Origin of the sequence: Sphingomonas spermidinifaciens (assembly GCF_002351485.1) — a bacterium.
Taxonomy (GTDB): domain Bacteria; phylum Pseudomonadota; class Alphaproteobacteria; order Sphingomonadales; family Sphingomonadaceae; genus Sphingomonas; species Sphingomonas spermidinifaciens.
Genome location: NZ_NWMW01000003.1, coordinates 213,703 through 231,780, shown reverse-complemented (window position 1 = coordinate 231,780; position 18,078 = coordinate 213,703). Strand labels below are relative to the sequence as shown.

Sequence of the window (18,078 nt, the reverse complement as noted above, 5' to 3'; positions counted from 1 at the left end):
ACGGAAAGATCGGGGGCCTATGCAAAATCTCTGGTTCGTCACCAACCCCAGCTCGGGATCGGCCACGCGCGAGAAATGCGATGCGATCGAGGCGGTGTTCGAGGAGCGCGGGCTGAAGCTGGTCGGCCGCACGGGCTTTCCCGACGAAGCGCTGCCGGATGGCGAGGCACTCGATCGCGTCGGCGCCGACACCGTCGTGCTGTTCGCCGGCGACGGCACGATCAACGCGGCGCTGTGCAAACTGGCCGACTGGGAGGGCGGATTCCTGATCCTGCCGGGCGGCACGATGAATCTGTTGGCGCGCGCGCTGCACGAGAGCCTCGACCCGCACGAGATCATCCATGCCGCGCATGAAAACGATCGCAGGCTCGCCATGCCCTATATCGAGGCGGGACCGCACCGCGCCTTTGTCGGCCTCATCATCGGCCCCGCCGCGCAGTGGTTTCGTGCGCGAGAGGCGGTCCGCCAGCGGCGCTTCCTCGCGCTTTTCCGGGCGCTGCGCCATGCCTGGGGGCGCACCTTCGGCAAGGGGGTGCGGGTGTCAGGGACGGTGCGGCTGCGCCGCCGCTATCAGGCGGTGCTGGTCAAGCCCGATCCCCAAGGCCTCGACGTGGCGGGGATCGATGCGCGCGACTGGCGGTCGATCGCGGCGCTTGGCTGGAACTGGGTGACGGGCGAGTGGGTCAACGCGGACGCCGTCACGCACGCGCTGTCACGGCATCTGGTGATCGAGGGCCGGCGGCCCGTGCTGGCGCTGTTCGACGGCGAGCCCGAGCGGCTGGAACCCGGCACCCGCATCGTCGGCGGCATGAGCGCCGAGCGTTTCATCGCCACGCGGAAGGAGGCGGCATGATTCGGCTGTTCCATGTCAGCGATCTCCATTTCGGCGCCGAGGACAAGGCCGCGCTCGACTGGTTCTCGGGGATCGTGCGCGACGAGGTGCCGGACGCGATCCTGATGACCGGTGACCTGACCCAGAGCGCGCGGTCGGAGGAGTTCGCGGCGGCGGCGGCGTGGCTCGAATCGCTCGGTCGGCCGACCACGGTCGAGGTCGGCAATCACGACCTGCCGGTCTACAACCCCCTCGCGCGGCTGTTCCTGCCTTATCGCCGCTACAAGGTTCTCGAGCGGATGATCGAGCGGCCGCTTGAAGTGCGCGGCGTGACGATCGCGCCGCTGCGCACCACCGCGCGCTTCCAGTTTCGGCTCAACTGGTCAAAGGGGTTCGTGACGCCGCAGCGGCTGGCGCACACCGTCCGCCTGGTCGAAACGGCGGGCGAGGGCGACCTCGTCTTCGTCACTGCGCACCATCCGCTGATCGAAGCGGGGACCCGGACCGAGGCGCGCACGCATGGCGGCGAGCGCGCGCTGGCCGCGCTGGCGAGGGCGGGCGCAGACGCGGTGTTGACGGGCCATGTCCACGACCCGTTCGATGTCACGCATCAGATCGAGGGCCGCACCGTCCGCCTGATCGGCGCCGGCACGCTGTCGGAACGGGTTCGCGAGACGCGGCCCTCGTTCAACGAGATCCGGGTCGAGGGACGCGCGTTCGAGACGATTGCGCGGGTGATGGACGGACCGGACCACCGGGTGTGACCGCCTGTACCTTTACCTGCGACTTGATTCGGGTTCCGCTTCTTTTCTCCTAGAGCGCTTAGAGCGGATGATTGGGTTCCCCGATCAAGTCCGGGGCCGAGAGAGGTTATCGCAACCGCCGCCCGATCAGCGTGCCCTTGGTGCCGCCCAGCTCCAGCCCGAAGTCGAACTGCGGCCATTTGCGCCGCCACCGTGCTGCCACTACCCGCTCGCCGGGCCGCGCGCCGTCGTCGAGCATGACCGCGCCGCCGACCGAGATCCGATCGAACAGCACCTCGGCCGCGCCGCGGACGAAGGGGTGGAGGGTCCAGGGCGGCCCGTCGATCAGGAGGAGGTCGATCCGGTCGGGCAGGTCGCTGACATCGTACCAAAGGCCGGGCCAGCCGGCGGGCGCGGGGATCAGCGGGGCGGCACGCATGTCGGCGTCGAGGCCGTGCTCGCGCAGCCAGTCGCGAGTCGCCGCGACGAAATCGCCATGCTGGTCGAGGCTGACGAGCCGCCCGCCGCCATGAAGCTGAAGCGCGCGCGCGACGATCAGGCTCGAGGCGCCGGCGCCGAGTTCGACGACAACGGCGGGCCGGCGCGCCTCGATCTCGTCCACGACGAGGTGGAGGAGGCCGGTATCGGCCTTCCAGCTGCCCAGGTTGGGGAGCGCGTCGGGCGCGAGGTCGAGGCGCTTCAGCAGCGCCGCCTTCTGCGCCTTGCGCCCGCCCGACAGGCTCTTGGCAAGCCAGGGCCACTGGATCGCGCCCCACGCGATGGTGAAGGCACGGTCGGCCAGCGTGTGACGCCAGTCCTCCGGCCCGAGGCGGACATCGTTGCGGGGGAGGAAGCCCGTTACCTCGCGCGTGGTCATCGCGCGCCGGTCAAGCCGTTCGGCCGGCCGGGGTCAAGCGCGCTGCGACCAAAATGGGCGGCCGAACGCCGAAACCGCCACGAAAAAGGGCGGCCCGTCGCCGGACCGCCCCCTTCGTTCGATCGAAATCCGATCAGCGCTTCGAGAACTGGAAGCTGCGGCGGGCCTTCGCCTTGCCGTACTTCTTACGCTCGACGGCGCGCGGGTCGCGGGTCAGGAAGCCCGCGGCCTTGACCGGCGGACGCAGCGCCGGCTCGTAGCGGGTCAGCGCCTGGGCGATGCCGTGCTTGACCGCGCCGGCCTGGCCCGACAGGCCGCCACCCTTGACGGTGCAGACGACGTCGTACTGGCCCTCGCGCTCGGCGACCTGGAACACCTGGTTCATGACGAGGCGCAGCGTCGGACGCGCGAAATAGACTTCCTGATCGCGGCCGTTGACCGTGATCTTGCCCGAGCCGGGCTTCAGCCACACGCGCGCGACGGCATCCTTGCGGCGGCCGGTCGCATAGGCGCGGCCATAGGCGTCGATTTCCTGCTCGCGCAGCGGCGTGGTCGGCACCTGCGGCTGGGCGGGGGCGGCGCCCTCCGTGCCCTCGGCTTCGGTCGAGGTCTGCGCCGGCTGCGTCTGGCCCGAGGTCAGCGCGGCCAGGTCGGACAGGGACTGGCGGTTGTCGGACATTATGCGCCCACCTTGTTCTTGCGGTTCATGCCCGCGATATCGAGCACTTCGGGGTTCTGCGCGGTGTGCGGATGCTCCGCGCCCTTGTAGATGCGCAGGTTGCGCATCTGCTGGCGACCGAGGGGGCCACGCGGGATCATCCGCTCGACCGCCTTTTCGAGCACGCGCTCGGGGAAGCGGCCGTCGAGCACCTTGGCCGCGGTCACTTCCTTGATGCCGCCGGCATAGCCGGTGTGCTTGTAATAGGTCTTCTGTGCCAGCTTCTTGCCGGTGAACCGGACCTTGTCGGCGTTGATGACGACGACATTGTCACCGCAATCGACGTGCGGGGTGAAGCTCGTCTTGTGCTTGCCGCGCAGGACATTGGCGATAATCGTCGCCGCGCGACCGACCACCAGGCCGTCGGCATCGACGATATGCCACTTCTTTTCCACCTCGGCCGGCTTGACCGACTTGGTGGTCTTCATGAGCGCCTTCATGGCTCTTCGACCTTTATGGGTAGAGGAATACCGAACGCCGCCCGTTGCGGGGCGGCGTGCTGGCGCGCTCAATGTCGCGCCGGGCGGGCAAAGTCAAGGTTGGCGGCGGGTTTGCTGACGGGTATCTTGATACCGTAGCCGATAATGCATCTCGCGAAACTGGCCAAGCGTGCCGTCGCTCATCCGGCTCTCGACCCGCTCGCGCCGTTCGTCGAGCAGGCCTGTCGCCGGATCGATCCGGGTCGTGCGCTCGATCGAGCTGGTGGCGCCGGCGGGAAGGGCGAGCGGGCCTGCAGCGGCGAGCCGGACCACCAGCCGGTCGCCCTCGATCGCGGCGCTCCGCTTGCCCGGGAGCATCGCCGGCGCGCCGCCGCCCGCGACGGGCGCCGCGGGCAGGTCGATGGGCTCCTCGGCAAAGGCGCCGTCCCCGGCCGCGCGCGCCTCGATCGCGTCGCCGATCAGGCTGGCGAGCATCCCCGGCCGCGCGGCGGGTGGCAGCGCGACGAGCGGAGCAGAGGCGCGATCGCCCGCCGCCGCGTGCATCGCGGCGACCAGCCGCCCCCAAACCGCCTCTATCTCGTCGACGCCGACGACGGCGCCCGCCTTGTCGATGCGGAAGACGATCGGCTGCGCGAGCGTCGCCGACAATGCGCGGGCAAAGGCGTCGCCCGGCGCATCGACGCTCGCCCCGCCGTGCGTCAACGTGCCCCGCCAACCCGCACCATCACGTTCGAAGACGATTCGGCGCGCCGAACGATAATGCCTTTCGGGCCGCCCCGCCTCGACCTGGCGATGGTCGATCTCGAGCGTCAGCGGCACACCCGGCGGCGGCGCGAACACCGGCGTCCCTGCCTGTGCCAGCAGCGCCGCGGCAAGCCACTCAACGGGCAAGCGTTTCCTCGATCCAGCGCGCGCCGTCCTCGGTCGCGGCGGCGGGCCACAGCTCGATCATCGGCAGGTCGTAGCTGTGGAGTTCGATCAGGCGATCGCGCAGGGCCAGTGCCCGCGCCATGCTGGTCTTGAACAGCACCGGCGTCTCGACCTCGGTTTGGACCGCGTCCTTCCAGTGGAAGATCGAGGTGCACGACGCCATCACGTTGACGCAGGCGGCGAGGCCTTCCTCCACCAGCACGCGTGCCACCGCCTCGGCCTCCTCCGCCGTGCCGAAGGTCGTCTGGAGGAGCGCGATGTCGCTCATGCGCGCCGTCCGGCAGCATGCGCGCCCGCGGCCGCGGCCGCGACGAGGAGGGCGCCGACGATCTGGTGGGTCAGGGCGGGTTCGAAGCGGACGCCCGACATGACCGTGACGATGCCGAGCAGGACCTGAATGCCCACAGCGACATGGATCGCGATCGACGCGCGGCGGTCGCCGGCCCGCTTCGCGGCGCGTGCGAGCAGCATCATCGCGGCAAAGGCGGCAAAAGCCCACCAGCGATGGATGAAGTGGATCGCGAACGGATCATCGAGCGCGTCACTCCAGGCGGCCTGCGGCACCACGCGGCCGTTCATCAGCGGCCATTCGGTCGTGACATGGCCAGCGTCGAGCCCCGCGGTGAAGGCGCCGAACATGATCTGCACGGCGAGGATGCCCAGCGCGACGAGCGGCAGCAGGCGGAGGGTGGACGCCTTCGCGCCGGGATCGCGGGCCAGCGCCGAAAGGTCGCGCGCGGTCCAGACCAGCCCGCCGAGGATGAACAGCGCAAGGCACAGGTGCGCGGCCAGCCGATAGTGGCTGACATCGGTCCGGTCGACGAGGCCCGAGGCCACCATCCACCAGCCCACCGCCCCCTGCGCCGCGCCGAGCGCCAGCAGCGCGACCAGCCGCGGGCCGTACCCCGATGGAATCTGCCGCCGTACGGCGAACCACAGGAGCGGGAGCGCGAAGGCCAGGCCGATCAGCCGGCCCAGCAAGCGATGCGCCCACTCCCAGAAATAGATGAACTTGAAGTCGGAAAGGCTCATGCCCGCATTGATCTGCTGATATTCGGGCGTTTCCTGATACTTGGCGAACTCCGCCTGCCAGTCGGCGGCGTCGAGCGGCGGGATCGCGCCCGAGACGGGCTTCCATTCGGTGATGGACAGCCCCGATTCGGTCAGCCGGGTAATGCCGCCTACCGCCACCATCAGCACGATCAGCAGCGCGACGGCATAGAGCCAGGCGGCAATGGCGCGCGGGCGCGGCGTTGAGGCAGCGGGAAGGGGCGCGGCGGCGAGCGATCGGGCCATGGCAGCGCCTATGCCGCGTCGGCGGGGGACGTTCAACCGGGACGATGGGGCGGGTGCGTCGGGATAGGAGGGGTCGCCGGGGGCGAGGGAGGGGGGCGGGGAAAAACATCATGTGATGTTGTAACCTCGTGCCGGAGCCTCTAGATGGCGGTCGTGGCCATCAATACCGCCTCGACTCAACCGCCGCGTGGCCGGCTCGATCGGATCGCGATCGCGCTGTCGGCGCTGTGCCTGGCGCACTGCCTGGCGAGTGCGGTGGTCCTGGCGCTGTTCGCCTCGTTCGCGGGGCCGCTGCTCGACGACCGGGTGCATGAGGTGGGGCTGGGCATCGCGGTCATCCTTGGCGCGGTGGCGCTGGGCCGGGGGCTTCGCACGCATGGGCAGCGGCTGCCGCTCGTTGTCGGCTCGGCCGGGCTCGTGCTGATGGCGCTCGACATCCTTCTGCCGCATGGGCCGGGCGAGGTCGGGGTGACCGTCGCGGGGGTCACGCTGCTGGCGATCGGCCACATCCTCAACCAGCGCGCCGCCCGCGCCTGAAACTTGCCCGCCGCGCGGCGGGCGCCTAAATCCAGATCATGGCCCAGGCATCGGTATCGCACCGCCATCATGACAGCCGCGGCGAGGCGCTGACCGCCGCCGCGCGCACCACACTCGAGGAAGCGGGCGAACAGTGGACGCCGATGCGCGCCAGCGTGTTCGAGGTGCTTGCCCGCTTTGACAAGCCCGCCAGCGCCTATGACATCGCCGAGGCGGTATCGCAGGAAGTCGGCCGCCGCGTCGCCGCCAACAGTGTCTATCGAATCCTCGACCTGTTCGTCGCCGCAGACCTCGCCCGCCGGGTCGAGAGCGTCAACGCCTATGTCGCCAACACCCATCCGGGCTGCCTCCACGACTGCATCTTCCTCGTCTGCGATCGGTGCGGCGAGGCGCGGCATCTCGACGCCGACCGCGTGACCGCAATGGTACGCGAGGTGGCGGGCGACCGCGGCTTCGTCGCGCGGCGGCCGATCGTCGAGGTGCGCGGGCTCTGCGCCGATTGCGCGCAGGCGGAAGGCTGAATCACCGTCCAAAGTCGGCCCGTCCGACAATCGACACGCCCGGTTCGATACGGTAGACACCGGAAATGTCACAATTGCCCGACACGCCGCTGCTCGACACGGTCCCGACCCCCGCCGAACTCCGTCGCCTGAAGCCTGCCCAGCTTCGCCAGCTCGCCGACGAACTGCGGGCAGAAACGATCTCCGCGGTGGGCACGACGGGGGGGCATCTGGGCTCGGGCCTGGGCGTGGTCGAGCTGACGACGGCGATCCATTATGTGTTCGATACGCCGCGCGACCGGCTGGTGTGGGACGTCGGCCACCAATGCTATCCGCACAAGATCCTGACCGGACGGCGCGACCGCATCCGGACGCTACGCACCGGCGGCGGCCTCTCCGGTTTCACCAAGCGGACCGAGAGCGAATACGATCCTTTCGGCGCGGCGCACAGCTCGACCTCGATCTCGGCGGCGCTGGGTTTTGCGATCGCCAACAAGCTGACGGGCTCGCCAGGCAAGGCGATCGCGGTGATCGGCGATGGCGCGATGTCGGCGGGCATGGCGTATGAGGCAATGAACAATGCCGAGCAGGCGGGCAATCGCCTGGTCGTCATTCTCAACGACAACGACATGTCGATCGCGCCGCCAGTGGGCGGGCTGTCGGCCTATCTCAGCCGGATCGTGTCGAGCCGCGAGTTCCTGGGCCTGCGCGAAACGCTCAAGAAGTTCGCGCGCAAGCTGCCGCGTCCGATCCACAGCGCCGCCAAGAAGACCGACGAGTTCGCGCGCGGGATGACGATGGGCGGCACGCTGTTCGAGGAGTTGGGCTTTTATTATGTCGGCCCGATCGACGGCCACAATCTCGACCACTTGATCCCCGTGCTCGAGAATGTGCGCGACGCGGAGGAAGGCCCGATCCTCGTCCATGTCGTGACCAAGAAGGGCAAGGGATACGCCCCCGCCGAGAACGCTGCGGACAAGTATCACGGCGTCCAGAAGTTCGACGTCATCACCGGCGCGCAGGCCAAGGCGCCGCCGGGGCCGCCCTCCTACCAGAACGTGTTCGGCGAGACGCTGGCGAAGCTGGCGGAGACCGACACGCGCATCTGCGCCATCACCGCGGCGATGCCCTCGGGCACCGGCGTCGACAAGTTTGCGCAGGCGCATCCGACGCGTGCCTTCGATGTCGGTATCGCCGAGCAGCACGCCGTCACCTTCGCCGCAGGCTTGGCCGCACAGGGGATGCGGCCGTTCTGCGCGATCTACTCGACCTTCCTCCAGCGCGCCTATGACCAGGTCGTTCACGACGTGGCGATCCAGAACCTGCCGGTCCGCTTCGCGATCGACCGCGCCGGGCTGGTCGGCGCGGACGGGGCGACTCACGCGGGCAGCTTCGACGTGACTTACCTTGCGTCGCTGCCCAATTTCGTCGTGATGGCCGCGGCGGACGAGGCCGAGCTGGTCCACATGACCTACACCGCGGCCGAGCATGACAGCGGGCCGGTCGCGGTCCGCTATCCACGCGGCAACGGCATCGGCATCGACCTGCCCGTCGTCCCGGAGAAGCTCGAGATCGGCAAGGGCCGCGTCGTGCGCGAGGGCAAGAGCGTCGCCATCCTGTCGCTCGGTACGCGGCTGGGCGAAGCGCTGAAGGCTGCCGAGGCGCTCGAGGCAAAGGGGCTGTCGACCACGGTCGCCGACCTGCGCTTCGCCAAGCCGCTCGACGAGGCGCTGATTCGCCGCCTGCTCACGACGCACGAGGTGGCGGTCACGATCGAGGAGAATGCGATCGGCGGCCTTGGCGCGCATGTGCTGACGATGGCCAGCGATCAGGGGCTGATCGACGCGGGCCTCAAGCTGCGCACGATGCGCCTTCCTGACCGCTTCCAGGACCAGGACAAGCCCGAGCTGCAGTATGACGAGGCGGGGCTGAACGCCGCGCATATCGTCGATACCGTGCTGAAGGCGCTGCGCCACAACAGCGAGGGACTGGTGGACGCGCGAGCCTGATCGGTCGGGCGGGGAGGTGATCGCTTCGCTTCCCCCAACAAATCCTTGCTCCCGATGGGTGGCCCGTGTGCCTATCTCGCGGTCACCATGTTGCCGACCGACCCCGCCCGCCTGACGCATCTCCAGCGTCTCGAAGCCGAGAGCATCCACATTCTGCGAGAGGTGGCGGCCGAGGCCGAGCGGCCGGTGATGCTCTATTCGGTGGGCAAGGATTCGGCGGTGATGCTGCATCTCGCCCGCAAGGCCTTCTACCCCGCGCCGCCGCCCTTTCCGCTGCTCCATGTCGACACGACGTGGAAGTTCCGGGCGATGTACGATCTGCGCGACCGGATGGCACGCGAGAGCGGGATGGAACTCCTCGTCTATCGTAACCCGGAGGCGGAGGCGCGGAGCATCAATCCGTTCGATCACGGCGCGCTCCACACCGACCTTTGGAAGACCGAGGGGCTGAAGCAGGCGCTCGATAAATATGGCTTTGATGCCGCGTTCGGCGGTGCGCGCCGCGACGAGGAGAAGAGCCGCGCAAAGGAGCGCGTGTTCAGCTTCCGCTCGGCCAATCATCGCTGGGACCCGAAAAATCAACGGCCTGAGCTGTGGAACCTCTATAACGCGATGAAGTCCAAGGGGGAGAGCATCCGCGTCTTTCCGATTTCGAACTGGACCGAGCTCGACGTGTGGCAGTACATCCAGCTGAACGACGTGCCGATCGTCCCGCTCTATTTCGCCGCCCCGCGCCCGACCTATGAGTGGGAGGGCCAGCTGTTCATGGCCGATGACGAGGCGCGATTGGAGCGGGTACTCGGCCGCAAGCTGCCGATCACCGAACGGTCGATCCGCTTCCGCACGCTCGGCTGCTTCCCGCTGACCGGCGCGGTCGAGAGCGAGGCGGCGACGCTGACCGACGTGATCCGCGAGACGTTGCTTACCACCACCAGCGAGCGGCAGGGGCGGGTGATCGACAAGGATGCCGGCGGCGCGGGGATGGAGAAGAAGAAGCAGGAGGGGTATTTCTGATGAGGTGCATCCCTCGATCGTCACCGCAGCGAAAGCTCGGAACGCGTGCCACCAGTGCGCCGCAAAAGATCGGTGATCTCAGCTTGCGCCGGGATGAAGGGATTGGCGCATGACCGCCTACACCCCGGACGCGCTCATCGCCGACGATATCGAGGCGTACCTCGCACAGCATCAGAACAAGTCGCTGCTGCGCTTCATAACCTGTGGCAGCGTCGATGATGGAAAATCGACGCTTATCGGGCGCTTGCTCTTCGACTCTCGCACGATTTTCGAGGATCAGCTTGCCTCGCTCGAGGCCGACAGCCGCCGCGTAGGGACGCAAGGGCAGGAGATCGACTTCGCGCTGCTCGTCGACGGTCTGGCGGCCGAGCGCGAGCAGGGGATCACCATCGACGTCGCCTATCGCTTCTTCTCGACCGAGCGGCGCAAGTTCATCGTCGCCGACACGCCCGGTCACGAGCAGTACACGCGCAACATGGTGACCGGCGCCTCGACCGCCGACCTCGCCGTTATCCTCATCGACGCGCGCAAGGGCGTGCTGACCCAGACGCGGCGGCACAGCTATCTCGCGCACCTCGTGGGCATCCGTCACATCGTGCTGGCGGTGAACAAGATGGACCTGGTCGGCTATGACCGCGCGACCTTCGACGCGATCGTTGCCGATTATCGCGAGTTCGCCGCGAAGATCGGGATCGGCGAGTTCACCGCGATCCCGCTGTCGGGCTTTCGCGGCGACAATGTCGCGGGCGCGAGCGAGAACACGCCCTGGTATGCCGGACCTAGCCTGATCGAGCATCTCGAAAGCGTCGAGGTCGACGCCGCGCGCGATGCAGCGGGGTCGTTCCGGATGCCGGTGCAGTGGGTCAATCGCCCTGACCTCGACTTTCGCGGGTTCGCCGGGCTGATCGCGGGCGGCGTGGTCCGGCCGGGCGACCGGGTGCGCGTGCTCCCTTCGGGCAAGGTCACGAGCGTCGCGCGGATCGTGACGCTCGAGGGCGACCTGCCGCAGGCGGTGGCGGGCCAATCGGTCACGCTGACGCTGGCCGACGAGGTCGACTGCTCGCGCGGGGACGTGATCGCCGCTGCCGATGCGCCCCCAGAGGTCGCCGACCAGTTCGAGGCGACGATCGTGTGGATGGCCGACGAGGAACTGCTGCCGGGCCGCGCCTATTGGCTGAAGCTCGGCACGCAGACCGTGAGCGCGACGGTTCAGGCGCCGAAATACCAGATCAACGTCAATACGTTGGAACAGCTTGCTGCGAAAACGCTGGAGCTCAACGCGATCGGGGTCGCGACGATCGCGACCGACCGGCGGATCGGGTTCGAGCCCTATGAGGCGTCCAAGACGCTCGGCGGCTTCATCCTGATCGACAAGTTGACCAACGCCACCGTGGCGGCGGGAATGCTCAACTTCGCGCTCCGTCGCTCGCAGAATGTTCACTGGCAGGCGACCGACGTGACGCGCGAGACGCGCATCGCGCTCAAGAACCAGCAGCCCGCGGTGCTCTGGTTCACCGGCCTGTCGGGAGCGGGCAAGTCGACGATCGCCAATCTGGTCGAGAAGAAGCTGGCGCGGATGAACCGCCACACCTTCCTGCTCGACGGCGACAATGTGCGTCACGGCCTCAACAAGGATCTGGGCTTTACCGATGCCGATCGCGTCGAGAATATCCGCCGGGTGGGCGAGGTTGCCCGGCTGATGACCGATGCCGGCCTGATCGTCATCACCGCCTTCATCTCGCCGTTCCGCGCCGAGCGCGAGATGGTGCGCGCGATGATGGCGCCGGGCGAGTTCGTCGAGATCCATATCGACACGCCTTTGGCGGAGGCGGAGGCGCGCGACGTGAAAGGCCTCTATGCCAAGGCGCGCGCGGGCGCGCTTAAGAACTTCACCGGCATCGACAGCCCCTATGAACCGCCCGAGGCGCCCGAGATCCGCATCGACACGACCGCGATGACCGCCGAGGAAGCCGCCGAGCTGATCGTGGCGAGGCTGGTGCCATGACCGACGGCGACCTTGCCGCGCATCTGGCGGAGGTTGCGGGGCGTCTCTTGCTCGAAGTGCGAGGTTCCGGCGTGTTCGCGGGCAAGGCGCTGGGCGCGGCGGGGGATCGCACGGCCAACGAGTTTCTCGTCCACGCGATCCGTGCCGCGCGGCCCGAGGATGGTCTGTTGTCCGAGGAAATGAAGTGCGATGGCACGCGCCTGGCGAAGTCGCGCGTCTGGATCATCGATCCGGTGGACGGCACGCGCGAATATGGCGAGGCACGCGCCGATTGGGCGGTGCATGTCGGGCTGGCGATGGACGGCGTGCCGAGCGTCGGCGCGGTGGCCCTGCCGGGGGCGGGGCGGGTGCTCCGGTCCGACCGGCCGCAGCCGCTGCCGCCGGTCCCCGCCCGCCCGCGCATGGTCGTCAGCCGCAGCCGCCCGCCGGCCGAGGCGCTCGCCGTGGCCGAGGCTTTGAACGCCGAACTCGTACCAATGGGGTCGGCGGGGGCCAAGGCGATGGCGGTGGTGACGGGAGAGGCCGAGCTCTACCTCCACTCGGGCGGGCAGTATGAGTGGGATTCGATGGCGCCGGTCGCCGTCGCGCTCGCACACGGGCTGGTCTGCACGCGGCTCGACGGCACGCCGCTCACCTACAACAATTCCGACGTCTATCTCCCTGACCTGATGATCGTCCGGCCCGAATTGGCGGACGCGGTGCGGGCGGCGCTGGCCTGAACCTTTACGGAGCAGGATTGCGGTTTCGCTTGGAATGTGACGAAGTGAAGTAACGCTCTCGACGAGCCGTCACGCCTCCGTCATCATATTGCAGCGCAGCGTTCACGCACCGCGCGCAACGCGCCCCCGAACCATAACAAGGGGGTTTTTATGAGATTGCGCCTTTCCACGGCCACGCTGCTCCTCGCCTCGGTCGCCGGCCCCGCGCTGGCCCAGTCGCCGGTTCAGGATGCGGCTGCGCCCGATGCGCGCGCCGACGGCTCGAACGACATCCTCGTCACCGCGCAGAAGATCGAGCAGCGCGCCGTGGACGTGCCGATCACCATCTCGGCGGTGTCGGGCGAGCGGATCCGCGAGCTGGGCGTCGGTGACCTCGACGAGCTGTCCAACTATATCCCCGGCCTCAACATCCAGGAGCAGAGCGCCAACAACCCCGGCATCGTGATCCGTGGCATTACCTCGGACTCGGGCTCGGCGCAGCAGGGGCCGCGCGTCACGCTCTATTACAACGGCGTCGATATCTCGCGCTCGCGTGGGTCTTATCAGGCGATCTACGATCTCGAGCGGGTCGAGGTCATCAAGGGGCCGCAGGCGACGCTGTTCGGCACCGCGAGTGCGGTCGGCGCGATCAGCCTGACCTCCGCCCGGCCGAAGCCCGGCTTTTCAGGCGCGCTGACCGGTGGCTATGGCAATTTCGATCAGGCGCTGGTGTCGGGCTTCCTCAACGCCGGCAACGACAAGGTCGCCGGACGCATCGCCTTCGAATGGCGGCAGCGTGACGGCTATGTCGAGAATCTGTCGCCGCGGCAGGAGGATGAGCTCTATGCGCAGGACCAGCTCGGCGTCCGCGCATCGCTGCGCTTCACGCCGACCGAGGACCTGACGATCGACCTGATCGGCACCTATGACCGGCAGCGCAACGGCGGCACGCCCTTCGTTTCGCGCCGCCTGCCGACCGAGGCGGGGCCGGGCAACCCTTTCGGCGTCGCGCATCTCGGCGGCTCGCCCCTGTCGGCGGAGGTGCTGGGGCAAGATCAGCTGGGGCTCAAGCGCGACGTCTATGACGTGAACCTCACCGCCTCGTGGGATTTCGCCGACGGCTGGAACTTCACCACGGTCAACGGCTATCGCAAGTTCGACAGCAACGAGGTGTTCGACGCCGACGGATCTGCCGCCTGGTTCCTCGAGTTTGCGGAAGATTCGCGCGGCTGGCAGGCGAGCCATGAGGGCCGCTTCAGCTATCGCGACCCCAGCTGGCGCGCGCAGTTCGGCTGGAACGTGTTCGTCGAGGACAATTTCCAGCGCGTGCCCTTCTCGAGCGAGGAAGGGACGTTCCTGCAATGCTCGACGGCGCTCGCCGGGGCGCCACTCGTCCGCACGCTCGGCTGCATCAACGCGGCCGGCGTGGTCGAAGCGTCGCTGGCGACAGCGGCGCTGACGGGCGGGCGACTGACGCAGGTGCCCTACAGCTCGGAGTTCAAGAATATCGGCGAGAACGACGCCTATTCGATGTTCGCCGACGTCACCTGGATCCCGGTGCCGGCGCTCGAGCTGACCGCGGGTGCGCGCGTGCTGATCGAGCAGCGCAAGTCCGGCTTCAATGCGCGGGCGCCGCGTCCGCAGCTCAATCCGACCGCGTTCGCGCTGATCCCGACGCAGATCGACACCGCGGGCCAGACCTTCTGGCGACAGGAAAGCTATGCCGCGGTGCTGCCGCGCTTCAATGCGCTGTTCCGCCTGTCCGACGCCGTCAACGTCTATGCGACGGTGTCGAAGGGGCGCCGCTCGCCCGTCGTCCAGGTCGATGCGCAGCGCGCCCCGACCACGCCCGGCAGCTTCCGCGTCAGTCCGCGCGTCCAGCTGGTCCCCGAGGAGACGGTCTGGAACTATGAGGGCGGGATCAAGGGGAGCGTCGGCCCGGTGTCGGGCTCGCTCGGCGTCTACTATCAGAAGTACGATGACTTCCAGGTCAGCGTGGTGCTGCCCAACGGATCGACGCAGACGCAAAGCGCCGGGACGGCCAGCAATCTGGGCGTCGAGGCCGAGCTGACCGTGCGGCCGACGTCGTGGCTCAGTCTGTTCGGCAATGCAGGCTATATCGACGGCGGGATCGACGAGGATGCGGCGAACGGTCGCTTCGCGGGCAACCGCTTCCGCCTTCAGCCCGAATGGCAGGCGGCCGCGGGCTTCACGATCGACGCGCCGCTGGGGGGCGGCATGCGGCTGTTCGCGACGCCCAGCGTCACCTATCGCAGCCGCATCTTCTTCGAGCTGCCCAACAACCCCGCGCTGTCACAGGGGCCGGTGACGCTGGTCAACGCGCGTGCGGGCGTAAGTTTCGCCGAGGAGCGGTTCGAGCTCGCCGGATTCATCCGCAACGCGACCGACGAGGATTATCTGCTCGACGCGGGCAATACCGGCGGCGGGTTCGGCATCCCGACCTTCATTCCGGCGGAACCGCGCTTTTACGGCGGCCAGATCACCGCGCGCTTCTGATGTAAAAAGGCCCCCGTCGCGGCGTGCGGCGGGGGCCTTTTCGTGTTCGGCGCGAACGGTCAGTTCGGTGTATAGGCGCCCGGCGGCGGCGGCTGCAGGTCGTTGTCTACCTCCGGCACGTCGACGATCCCGCGGCCGACATGGCTGCGCGACCGGCTATAGGCGAAGTAGACGGCGAACCCGATCGCTGCCCAGATCGCGAACAGCATGATGCTGTGCGAATCAAGGCTGAAGAACAGGTAGATGCAGCCGAGGATCGATAGCGGCGCGACGATCCAGACCAGCGGCGTGCGGAACGGCCGCTTGCGGCTGGGGTCGGTCCGGCGCAGCACCAGCACCGCGAACGACACCGCGGCAAAGGCGAACAGCGTACCCGAGTTCGAGATGTTGGCGAGCGCGCCCACCGGGAAGAACGCCGCGAATAGCGACACCGCGATCCCGGTCAGGATGGTGATGACGTGCGGGGTGTTGAACTTGGGGTGGATGCGGCTGAACATCGCCGGCAACAGGCCGTCGCGGCTCATCGTGAAGAAGATGCGCGTCTGGCCGAACATCATCATCAGGATGACCGAGGGAAGCGCCAGGATCGCGGCCAAGCCGACGAGATTGCCGATCTGGGGCCAGCCGATCTCGCGCAGCACATAGGCGAGCGCCTCCTTCGAGCACACCACGTCCTTTGCACCCGCCGCCGCGCGGGCGGCGCACTCCTGCGCAAGCTGCGGGCTGCCCGGCTCGAGGATGCCGCCGATCGCGCTCATCACCGGCTGCGCGCTGATGCCAGGGGCGCCGATGACGCCCGCGGACACGAGGATGTAGAAGATGGTGCAGAAACCAAGGCTGCCGATCAGGCCGATCGGCATGTTGCGCTGCGGGTTCTTGGTTTCTTCGGCGGCGGTCGACACGGCATCGAAGCCGACATAGGCGAAGAAGATCGACGCCGCCGCGGCCGAGATGCCGCCGAAGCCCAGGGGGGCAAAGGGCTCGAACTGCTCCATCTGCATGACCGGGATGGCAAGGATGATGAACAGCGTCAGCGCGATGACCTTGATGCCGACGAGGATCGCGTTGATCGTCGCCGATTCCTTGGTGCCGATGACGAGCAGCCAGGTGACGAGGCCCGCAATTACCATCGCCGGCAGATTGATGAGCCCGCCGTCGAGCGGCCCCAGCACCAGTGTATTGGGAATATCGATGCTGAAGGCATGCTCGATATAGCCGATCATGTAGCCCGACCAGCCGACCGAAACCGCGCCGGCGGCGACCGCATATTCGAGGATCAGCGCCCAGCCGACCATCCAGGCGATCAGTTCGCCCATCACCGCGTAGCTGTAGGTGTAGGCCGAACCCGAGACGGGCACCATCGCCGCCATCTCGGCATAGCAGAGCGCGGCGACCGCGCAGACAAGGCCGGCGATGATGAACGAGATCATCATGCCCGGCCCGGCTTTTTGCGCGGCCTCAGCCGTCAGCACGAAGATGCCGGTGCCGATGACGGCACCGATGCCCAGCATGGTCAGCTGGAAGGCGCCCAGCGAGCGATGCAGTGATTTCTTTTCGGCGGTCGCCAGAATGGCGTCGAGAGGCTTCACGCGCCCGAATAGCATTGAGCTGTCCCCTAGGGTGCGGCTTGTGGTCGCCGCGGATTAGAACGCGCGGAGCCTAGTGGCAAAAGTTACGCTTGCAACCGGCAAAAGCGGACTTGTCCGGGCGTTGTGGCCGTGGCGCAACGCGGGCGCGGAGCCGGGAAGGAGGACGGGAACGCGCAAAGACGCGATGGACAACTCGCCTCGCCTATCGCGCCAGCATCGGGCCGAGCGGCGCGCCGGCGAAGATGTGAACGTGAAGGTGCGGCACTTCCTGCCCGGCATCGGAGCCCGTGTTGGCGAGCAGGCGGTATCCCGAACCGACATGCTCGCGCGCGACATGGCCGATCGCGCGGGTGAAGCCGGCGATCTCGGCCTCGCTCGCACGCGCGCTGAAATCGTCCCAGCTCACATAGGCGCCTTTTGGGATGACGAGGAGGTGGACGGGCGCCTGGGGCGCGATGTCGTAAAAGGCGAGGGCGAATTCGTCCTCGTACACCCGCCGCGCCGGAATCTCGCCGCGCAGGATCTTTGCGAAGACGTTGGCGTCGTCATAGGGGCGGGTGGCGTCGATCGGCATCAGAAGCCTCCGGTGGCGGAAGGAAGCGGGCGCGGGCGCCCGGTTTCGGCGGACCCCGACTGGAGCGGTGCGGCGGTCGGCGCCCCCTCGTCCTGCCCGAGCGGCAGGGGGACTGCGGCAGGGGGCGGCGGTTCGACCGGAGCGGGCGGCGGCGGCGCGGTTCGCGCGGCCTTTTCGACGAGGCCCGACAACCCCTCGCGCCGGGCGAGCTCAGCGCGCACGTCGTCGAGGCGAAGTCCGGCATCGACGAGCAGCACGATCAGGTGGAAGAGGAGATCCGCCGCCTCGCCCTTGAGCGCGGCGCGGTCGCCCTGGACGGCGGCGATCGCCGTCTCGACGGCTTCCTCGCCGACCTTCTGCGCGATCTTTGCACGGCCCTTCTCGAACAGGGCGGCAACATAGCTTGCGCTGGCATCGCCGCCGCGGCGGCTGCGGATGACGGCTTCGAGCGCGTCGAGCGGATCGCTGTTGGTCATGCCCCTCGCTGGCGGGGACGGGCGTCGCTTGTCAACGCCTGCCGCGCCGGCGAGGGGCGCGAGCCGATCAGCGGCGGCGGCGGCGCGCGAGCGCCAGCCCGGCGACGCCCAGCGAGAACAGGCCGAGCGCGGCCGGCGCGGGAACGGGCGTCGGCTTGCCGGTGCCGCCCGACGACCCACCGCTGCTGCTGCTCGGCGGCGGGGTCGGCTTGTCGTCATAGGCAAGCGCGGCGGCTGGCATCGCGACGAGCGCGGCGGCGATCAGGAACTTGGTCATAAGCAATCCCCCGTTTGTGGTTGCCGGAGGATTAAGCAACGACCGT

The 18,078-nt window shown here is 68.2% G+C and carries 18 protein-coding genes and 1 pseudogene; 9 read left to right on the top strand and 10 right to left on the bottom strand.

Annotated features, from left to right (window positions below):
- Window positions 1-19 precede the first annotated feature (19 nt).
- Window positions 20-853, top strand: a complete 834-nt coding sequence (locus COC42_RS16465; RefSeq protein WP_096344452.1) for a diacylglycerol/lipid kinase family protein — start codon at window positions 20-22, stop codon at window positions 851-853.
- The gene (locus tag COC42_RS16460) at window positions 850-1,596 is read left to right on the top strand and encodes a metallophosphoesterase family protein (protein WP_096344451.1); all 747 of its coding nucleotides are present in this window, start codon (window positions 850-852) and stop codon (window positions 1,594-1,596) included. Before COC42_RS16465 ends, COC42_RS16460 begins: the two co-directional genes overlap by 4 nt.
- A 106-nt stretch (window positions 1,597-1,702) precedes the next feature.
- On the opposite strand, the gene COC42_RS16455 is transcribed toward COC42_RS16460, so the two are convergent.
- From COC42_RS16455 to COC42_RS16430, 6 genes are all read right to left on the bottom strand, one after another.
- Window positions 1,703-2,452: a class I SAM-dependent methyltransferase gene (locus COC42_RS16455; protein WP_096344450.1), complete on the bottom strand. Its 750-nt coding sequence runs from the start codon at window positions 2,450-2,452 to the stop codon at window positions 1,703-1,705.
- Window positions 2,453-2,585: 133 nt separating this feature from the next.
- A complete protein-coding gene (rpsI, locus tag COC42_RS16450) occupies window positions 2,586-3,131 on the bottom strand; it encodes a 30S ribosomal protein S9 (RefSeq protein WP_096344449.1) in 546 nt (181 codons plus the stop codon).
- Window positions 3,131-3,610: a 50S ribosomal protein L13 gene (gene rplM / locus COC42_RS16445; protein ID WP_096344448.1), complete on the bottom strand. Its 480-nt coding sequence runs from the start codon at window positions 3,608-3,610 to the stop codon at window positions 3,131-3,133. Before rplM ends, rpsI begins: the two co-directional genes overlap by 1 nt.
- Before the next feature lie 93 nt (window positions 3,611-3,703).
- Entirely contained in the window at window positions 3,704-4,501 is a 798-nt protein-coding gene (locus tag COC42_RS16440; RefSeq protein ID WP_096344447.1) for a hypothetical protein, read from the bottom strand.
- Window positions 4,491-4,808, bottom strand: a complete 318-nt coding sequence (cutA, locus tag COC42_RS16435; RefSeq protein WP_096344446.1) for a divalent-cation tolerance protein CutA — start codon at window positions 4,806-4,808, stop codon at window positions 4,491-4,493. The genes COC42_RS16440 and cutA overlap by 11 nt, the downstream gene beginning before the upstream one ends.
- Window positions 4,805-5,836, bottom strand: a complete 1,032-nt coding sequence (locus COC42_RS16430; protein ID WP_096344445.1) for a COX15/CtaA family protein — start codon at window positions 5,834-5,836, stop codon at window positions 4,805-4,807. Before COC42_RS16430 ends, cutA begins: the two co-directional genes overlap by 4 nt.
- Window positions 5,837-5,980: 144 nt before the next feature.
- On the opposite strand from COC42_RS16430, the gene COC42_RS16425 reads away from it, so the two are divergent.
- The 7 genes from COC42_RS16425 to COC42_RS16395 all read left to right on the top strand — a co-directional run bounded on the left by COC42_RS16425 (window position 5,981) and on the right by COC42_RS16395 (window position 15,116).
- Window positions 5,981-6,373 (top strand): MerC domain-containing protein, encoded by a 393-nt coding sequence (locus COC42_RS16425; RefSeq protein WP_096344444.1) that lies wholly within the window; start codon window positions 5,981-5,983, stop codon window positions 6,371-6,373.
- 38 nt (window positions 6,374-6,411) lie between these two features.
- Window positions 6,412-6,894, top strand: coding sequence for a Fur family transcriptional regulator (locus COC42_RS16420; protein WP_096344443.1), 483 nt, complete (start codon window positions 6,412-6,414; stop codon window positions 6,892-6,894).
- A 65-nt stretch (window positions 6,895-6,959) separates the two neighbouring features.
- On the top strand, window positions 6,960-8,882 hold the full coding sequence (dxs, locus tag COC42_RS16415; RefSeq protein ID WP_096344442.1) for a 1-deoxy-D-xylulose-5-phosphate synthase: 1,923 nt from the start codon (window positions 6,960-6,962) through the stop codon (window positions 8,880-8,882).
- A 54-nt stretch (window positions 8,883-8,936) separates the two neighbouring features.
- Window positions 8,937-9,896, top strand: a complete 960-nt coding sequence (cysD, locus tag COC42_RS16410; RefSeq protein WP_245844330.1) for a sulfate adenylyltransferase subunit CysD — start codon at window positions 8,937-8,939, stop codon at window positions 9,894-9,896.
- Window positions 9,897-10,005: 109 nt separating this feature from the next.
- The gene (cysN, locus tag COC42_RS16405) at window positions 10,006-11,901 is read left to right on the top strand and encodes a sulfate adenylyltransferase subunit CysN (RefSeq protein ID WP_096344441.1); all 1,896 of its coding nucleotides are present in this window, start codon (window positions 10,006-10,008) and stop codon (window positions 11,899-11,901) included.
- Entirely contained in the window at window positions 11,898-12,620 is a 723-nt protein-coding gene (locus tag COC42_RS16400) for a 3'(2'),5'-bisphosphate nucleotidase CysQ (RefSeq protein WP_096344440.1), read from the top strand. The genes cysN and COC42_RS16400 overlap by 4 nt, the downstream gene beginning before the upstream one ends.
- A gap of 150 nt (window positions 12,621-12,770) precedes the next feature.
- Window positions 12,771-15,116 carry a TonB-dependent receptor gene (locus COC42_RS16395; RefSeq protein ID WP_096344439.1) on the top strand — a complete coding sequence of 782 codons (2,346 nt, stop codon included), beginning with the start codon at window positions 12,771-12,773 and terminating at the stop codon, window positions 15,114-15,116.
- Window positions 15,117-15,175: 59 nt separating this feature from the next.
- Here COC42_RS16395 and COC42_RS16390 read toward each other — a convergent pair whose 3' ends face one another.
- From COC42_RS16390 to COC42_RS16375, 4 genes and pseudogenes are all read right to left on the bottom strand, one after another.
- Window positions 15,176-16,720: an amino acid permease gene (locus COC42_RS16390; RefSeq protein WP_096344438.1), complete on the bottom strand. Its 1,545-nt coding sequence runs from the start codon at window positions 16,718-16,720 to the stop codon at window positions 15,176-15,178.
- 187 nt (window positions 16,721-16,907) lie between these two features.
- Window positions 16,908-17,279 (bottom strand): histidine triad nucleotide-binding protein, encoded by a 372-nt coding sequence (locus COC42_RS16385; RefSeq protein ID WP_096344437.1) that lies wholly within the window; start codon window positions 17,277-17,279, stop codon window positions 16,908-16,910.
- Window positions 17,280-17,440: 161 nt separating this feature from the next.
- Window positions 17,441-17,755: pseudogene (locus COC42_RS16380) on the bottom strand (phosphoribosyl-ATP diphosphatase); the annotation flags it as partial.
- Between the two features lie 67 nt (window positions 17,756-17,822).
- Window positions 17,823-18,032: a PEP-CTERM sorting domain-containing protein gene (locus tag COC42_RS16375; RefSeq protein WP_096344435.1), complete on the bottom strand. Its 210-nt coding sequence runs from the start codon at window positions 18,030-18,032 to the stop codon at window positions 17,823-17,825.
- Window positions 18,033-18,078 lie beyond the last annotated feature (46 nt).

What these genes read in the sequence shown, in the direction of transcription:
- COC42_RS16465 (WP_096344452.1), top strand. Translation starts at nt 20, where the DNA reads ATGCAAAATCTCTGGTTCGTCACCAACCCCAGCTCGGGATCGGCCACG.
- COC42_RS16460 (WP_096344451.1), top strand. Translation starts at nt 850, where the DNA reads ATGATTCGGCTGTTCCATGTCAGCGATCTCCATTTCGGCGCCGAGGAC.
- COC42_RS16455 (WP_096344450.1), bottom strand. Translation starts at nt 2,452, where the DNA reads ATGACCACGCGCGAGGTAACGGGCTTCCTCCCCCGCAACGATGTCCGC.
- rpsI (WP_096344449.1), bottom strand. Translation starts at nt 3,131, where the DNA reads ATGTCCGACAACCGCCAGTCCCTGTCCGACCTGGCCGCGCTGACCTCG.
- rplM (WP_096344448.1), bottom strand. Translation starts at nt 3,610, where the DNA reads ATGAAGGCGCTCATGAAGACCACCAAGTCGGTCAAGCCGGCCGAGGTG.
- cutA (WP_096344446.1), bottom strand. Translation starts at nt 4,808, where the DNA reads ATGAGCGACATCGCGCTCCTCCAGACGACCTTCGGCACGGCGGAGGAG.
- COC42_RS16430 (WP_096344445.1), bottom strand. Translation starts at nt 5,836, where the DNA reads ATGGCCCGATCGCTCGCCGCCGCGCCCCTTCCCGCTGCCTCAACGCCG.
- COC42_RS16425 (WP_096344444.1), top strand. Translation starts at nt 5,981, where the DNA reads ATGGCGGTCGTGGCCATCAATACCGCCTCGACTCAACCGCCGCGTGGC.
- COC42_RS16420 (WP_096344443.1), top strand. Translation starts at nt 6,412, where the DNA reads ATGGCCCAGGCATCGGTATCGCACCGCCATCATGACAGCCGCGGCGAG.
- dxs (WP_096344442.1), top strand. Translation starts at nt 6,960, where the DNA reads ATGTCACAATTGCCCGACACGCCGCTGCTCGACACGGTCCCGACCCCC.
- cysD (WP_245844330.1), top strand. Translation starts at nt 8,937, where the DNA reads ATGGGTGGCCCGTGTGCCTATCTCGCGGTCACCATGTTGCCGACCGAC.
- cysN (WP_096344441.1), top strand. Translation starts at nt 10,006, where the DNA reads ATGACCGCCTACACCCCGGACGCGCTCATCGCCGACGATATCGAGGCG.
- COC42_RS16400 (WP_096344440.1), top strand. Translation starts at nt 11,898, where the DNA reads ATGACCGACGGCGACCTTGCCGCGCATCTGGCGGAGGTTGCGGGGCGT.
- COC42_RS16395 (WP_096344439.1), top strand. Translation starts at nt 12,771, where the DNA reads ATGAGATTGCGCCTTTCCACGGCCACGCTGCTCCTCGCCTCGGTCGCC.
- COC42_RS16390 (WP_096344438.1), bottom strand. Translation starts at nt 16,720, where the DNA reads ATGCTATTCGGGCGCGTGAAGCCTCTCGACGCCATTCTGGCGACCGCC.
- COC42_RS16385 (WP_096344437.1), bottom strand. Translation starts at nt 17,279, where the DNA reads ATGCCGATCGACGCCACCCGCCCCTATGACGACGCCAACGTCTTCGCA.
- COC42_RS16375 (WP_096344435.1), bottom strand. Translation starts at nt 18,032, where the DNA reads ATGACCAAGTTCCTGATCGCCGCCGCGCTCGTCGCGATGCCAGCCGCC.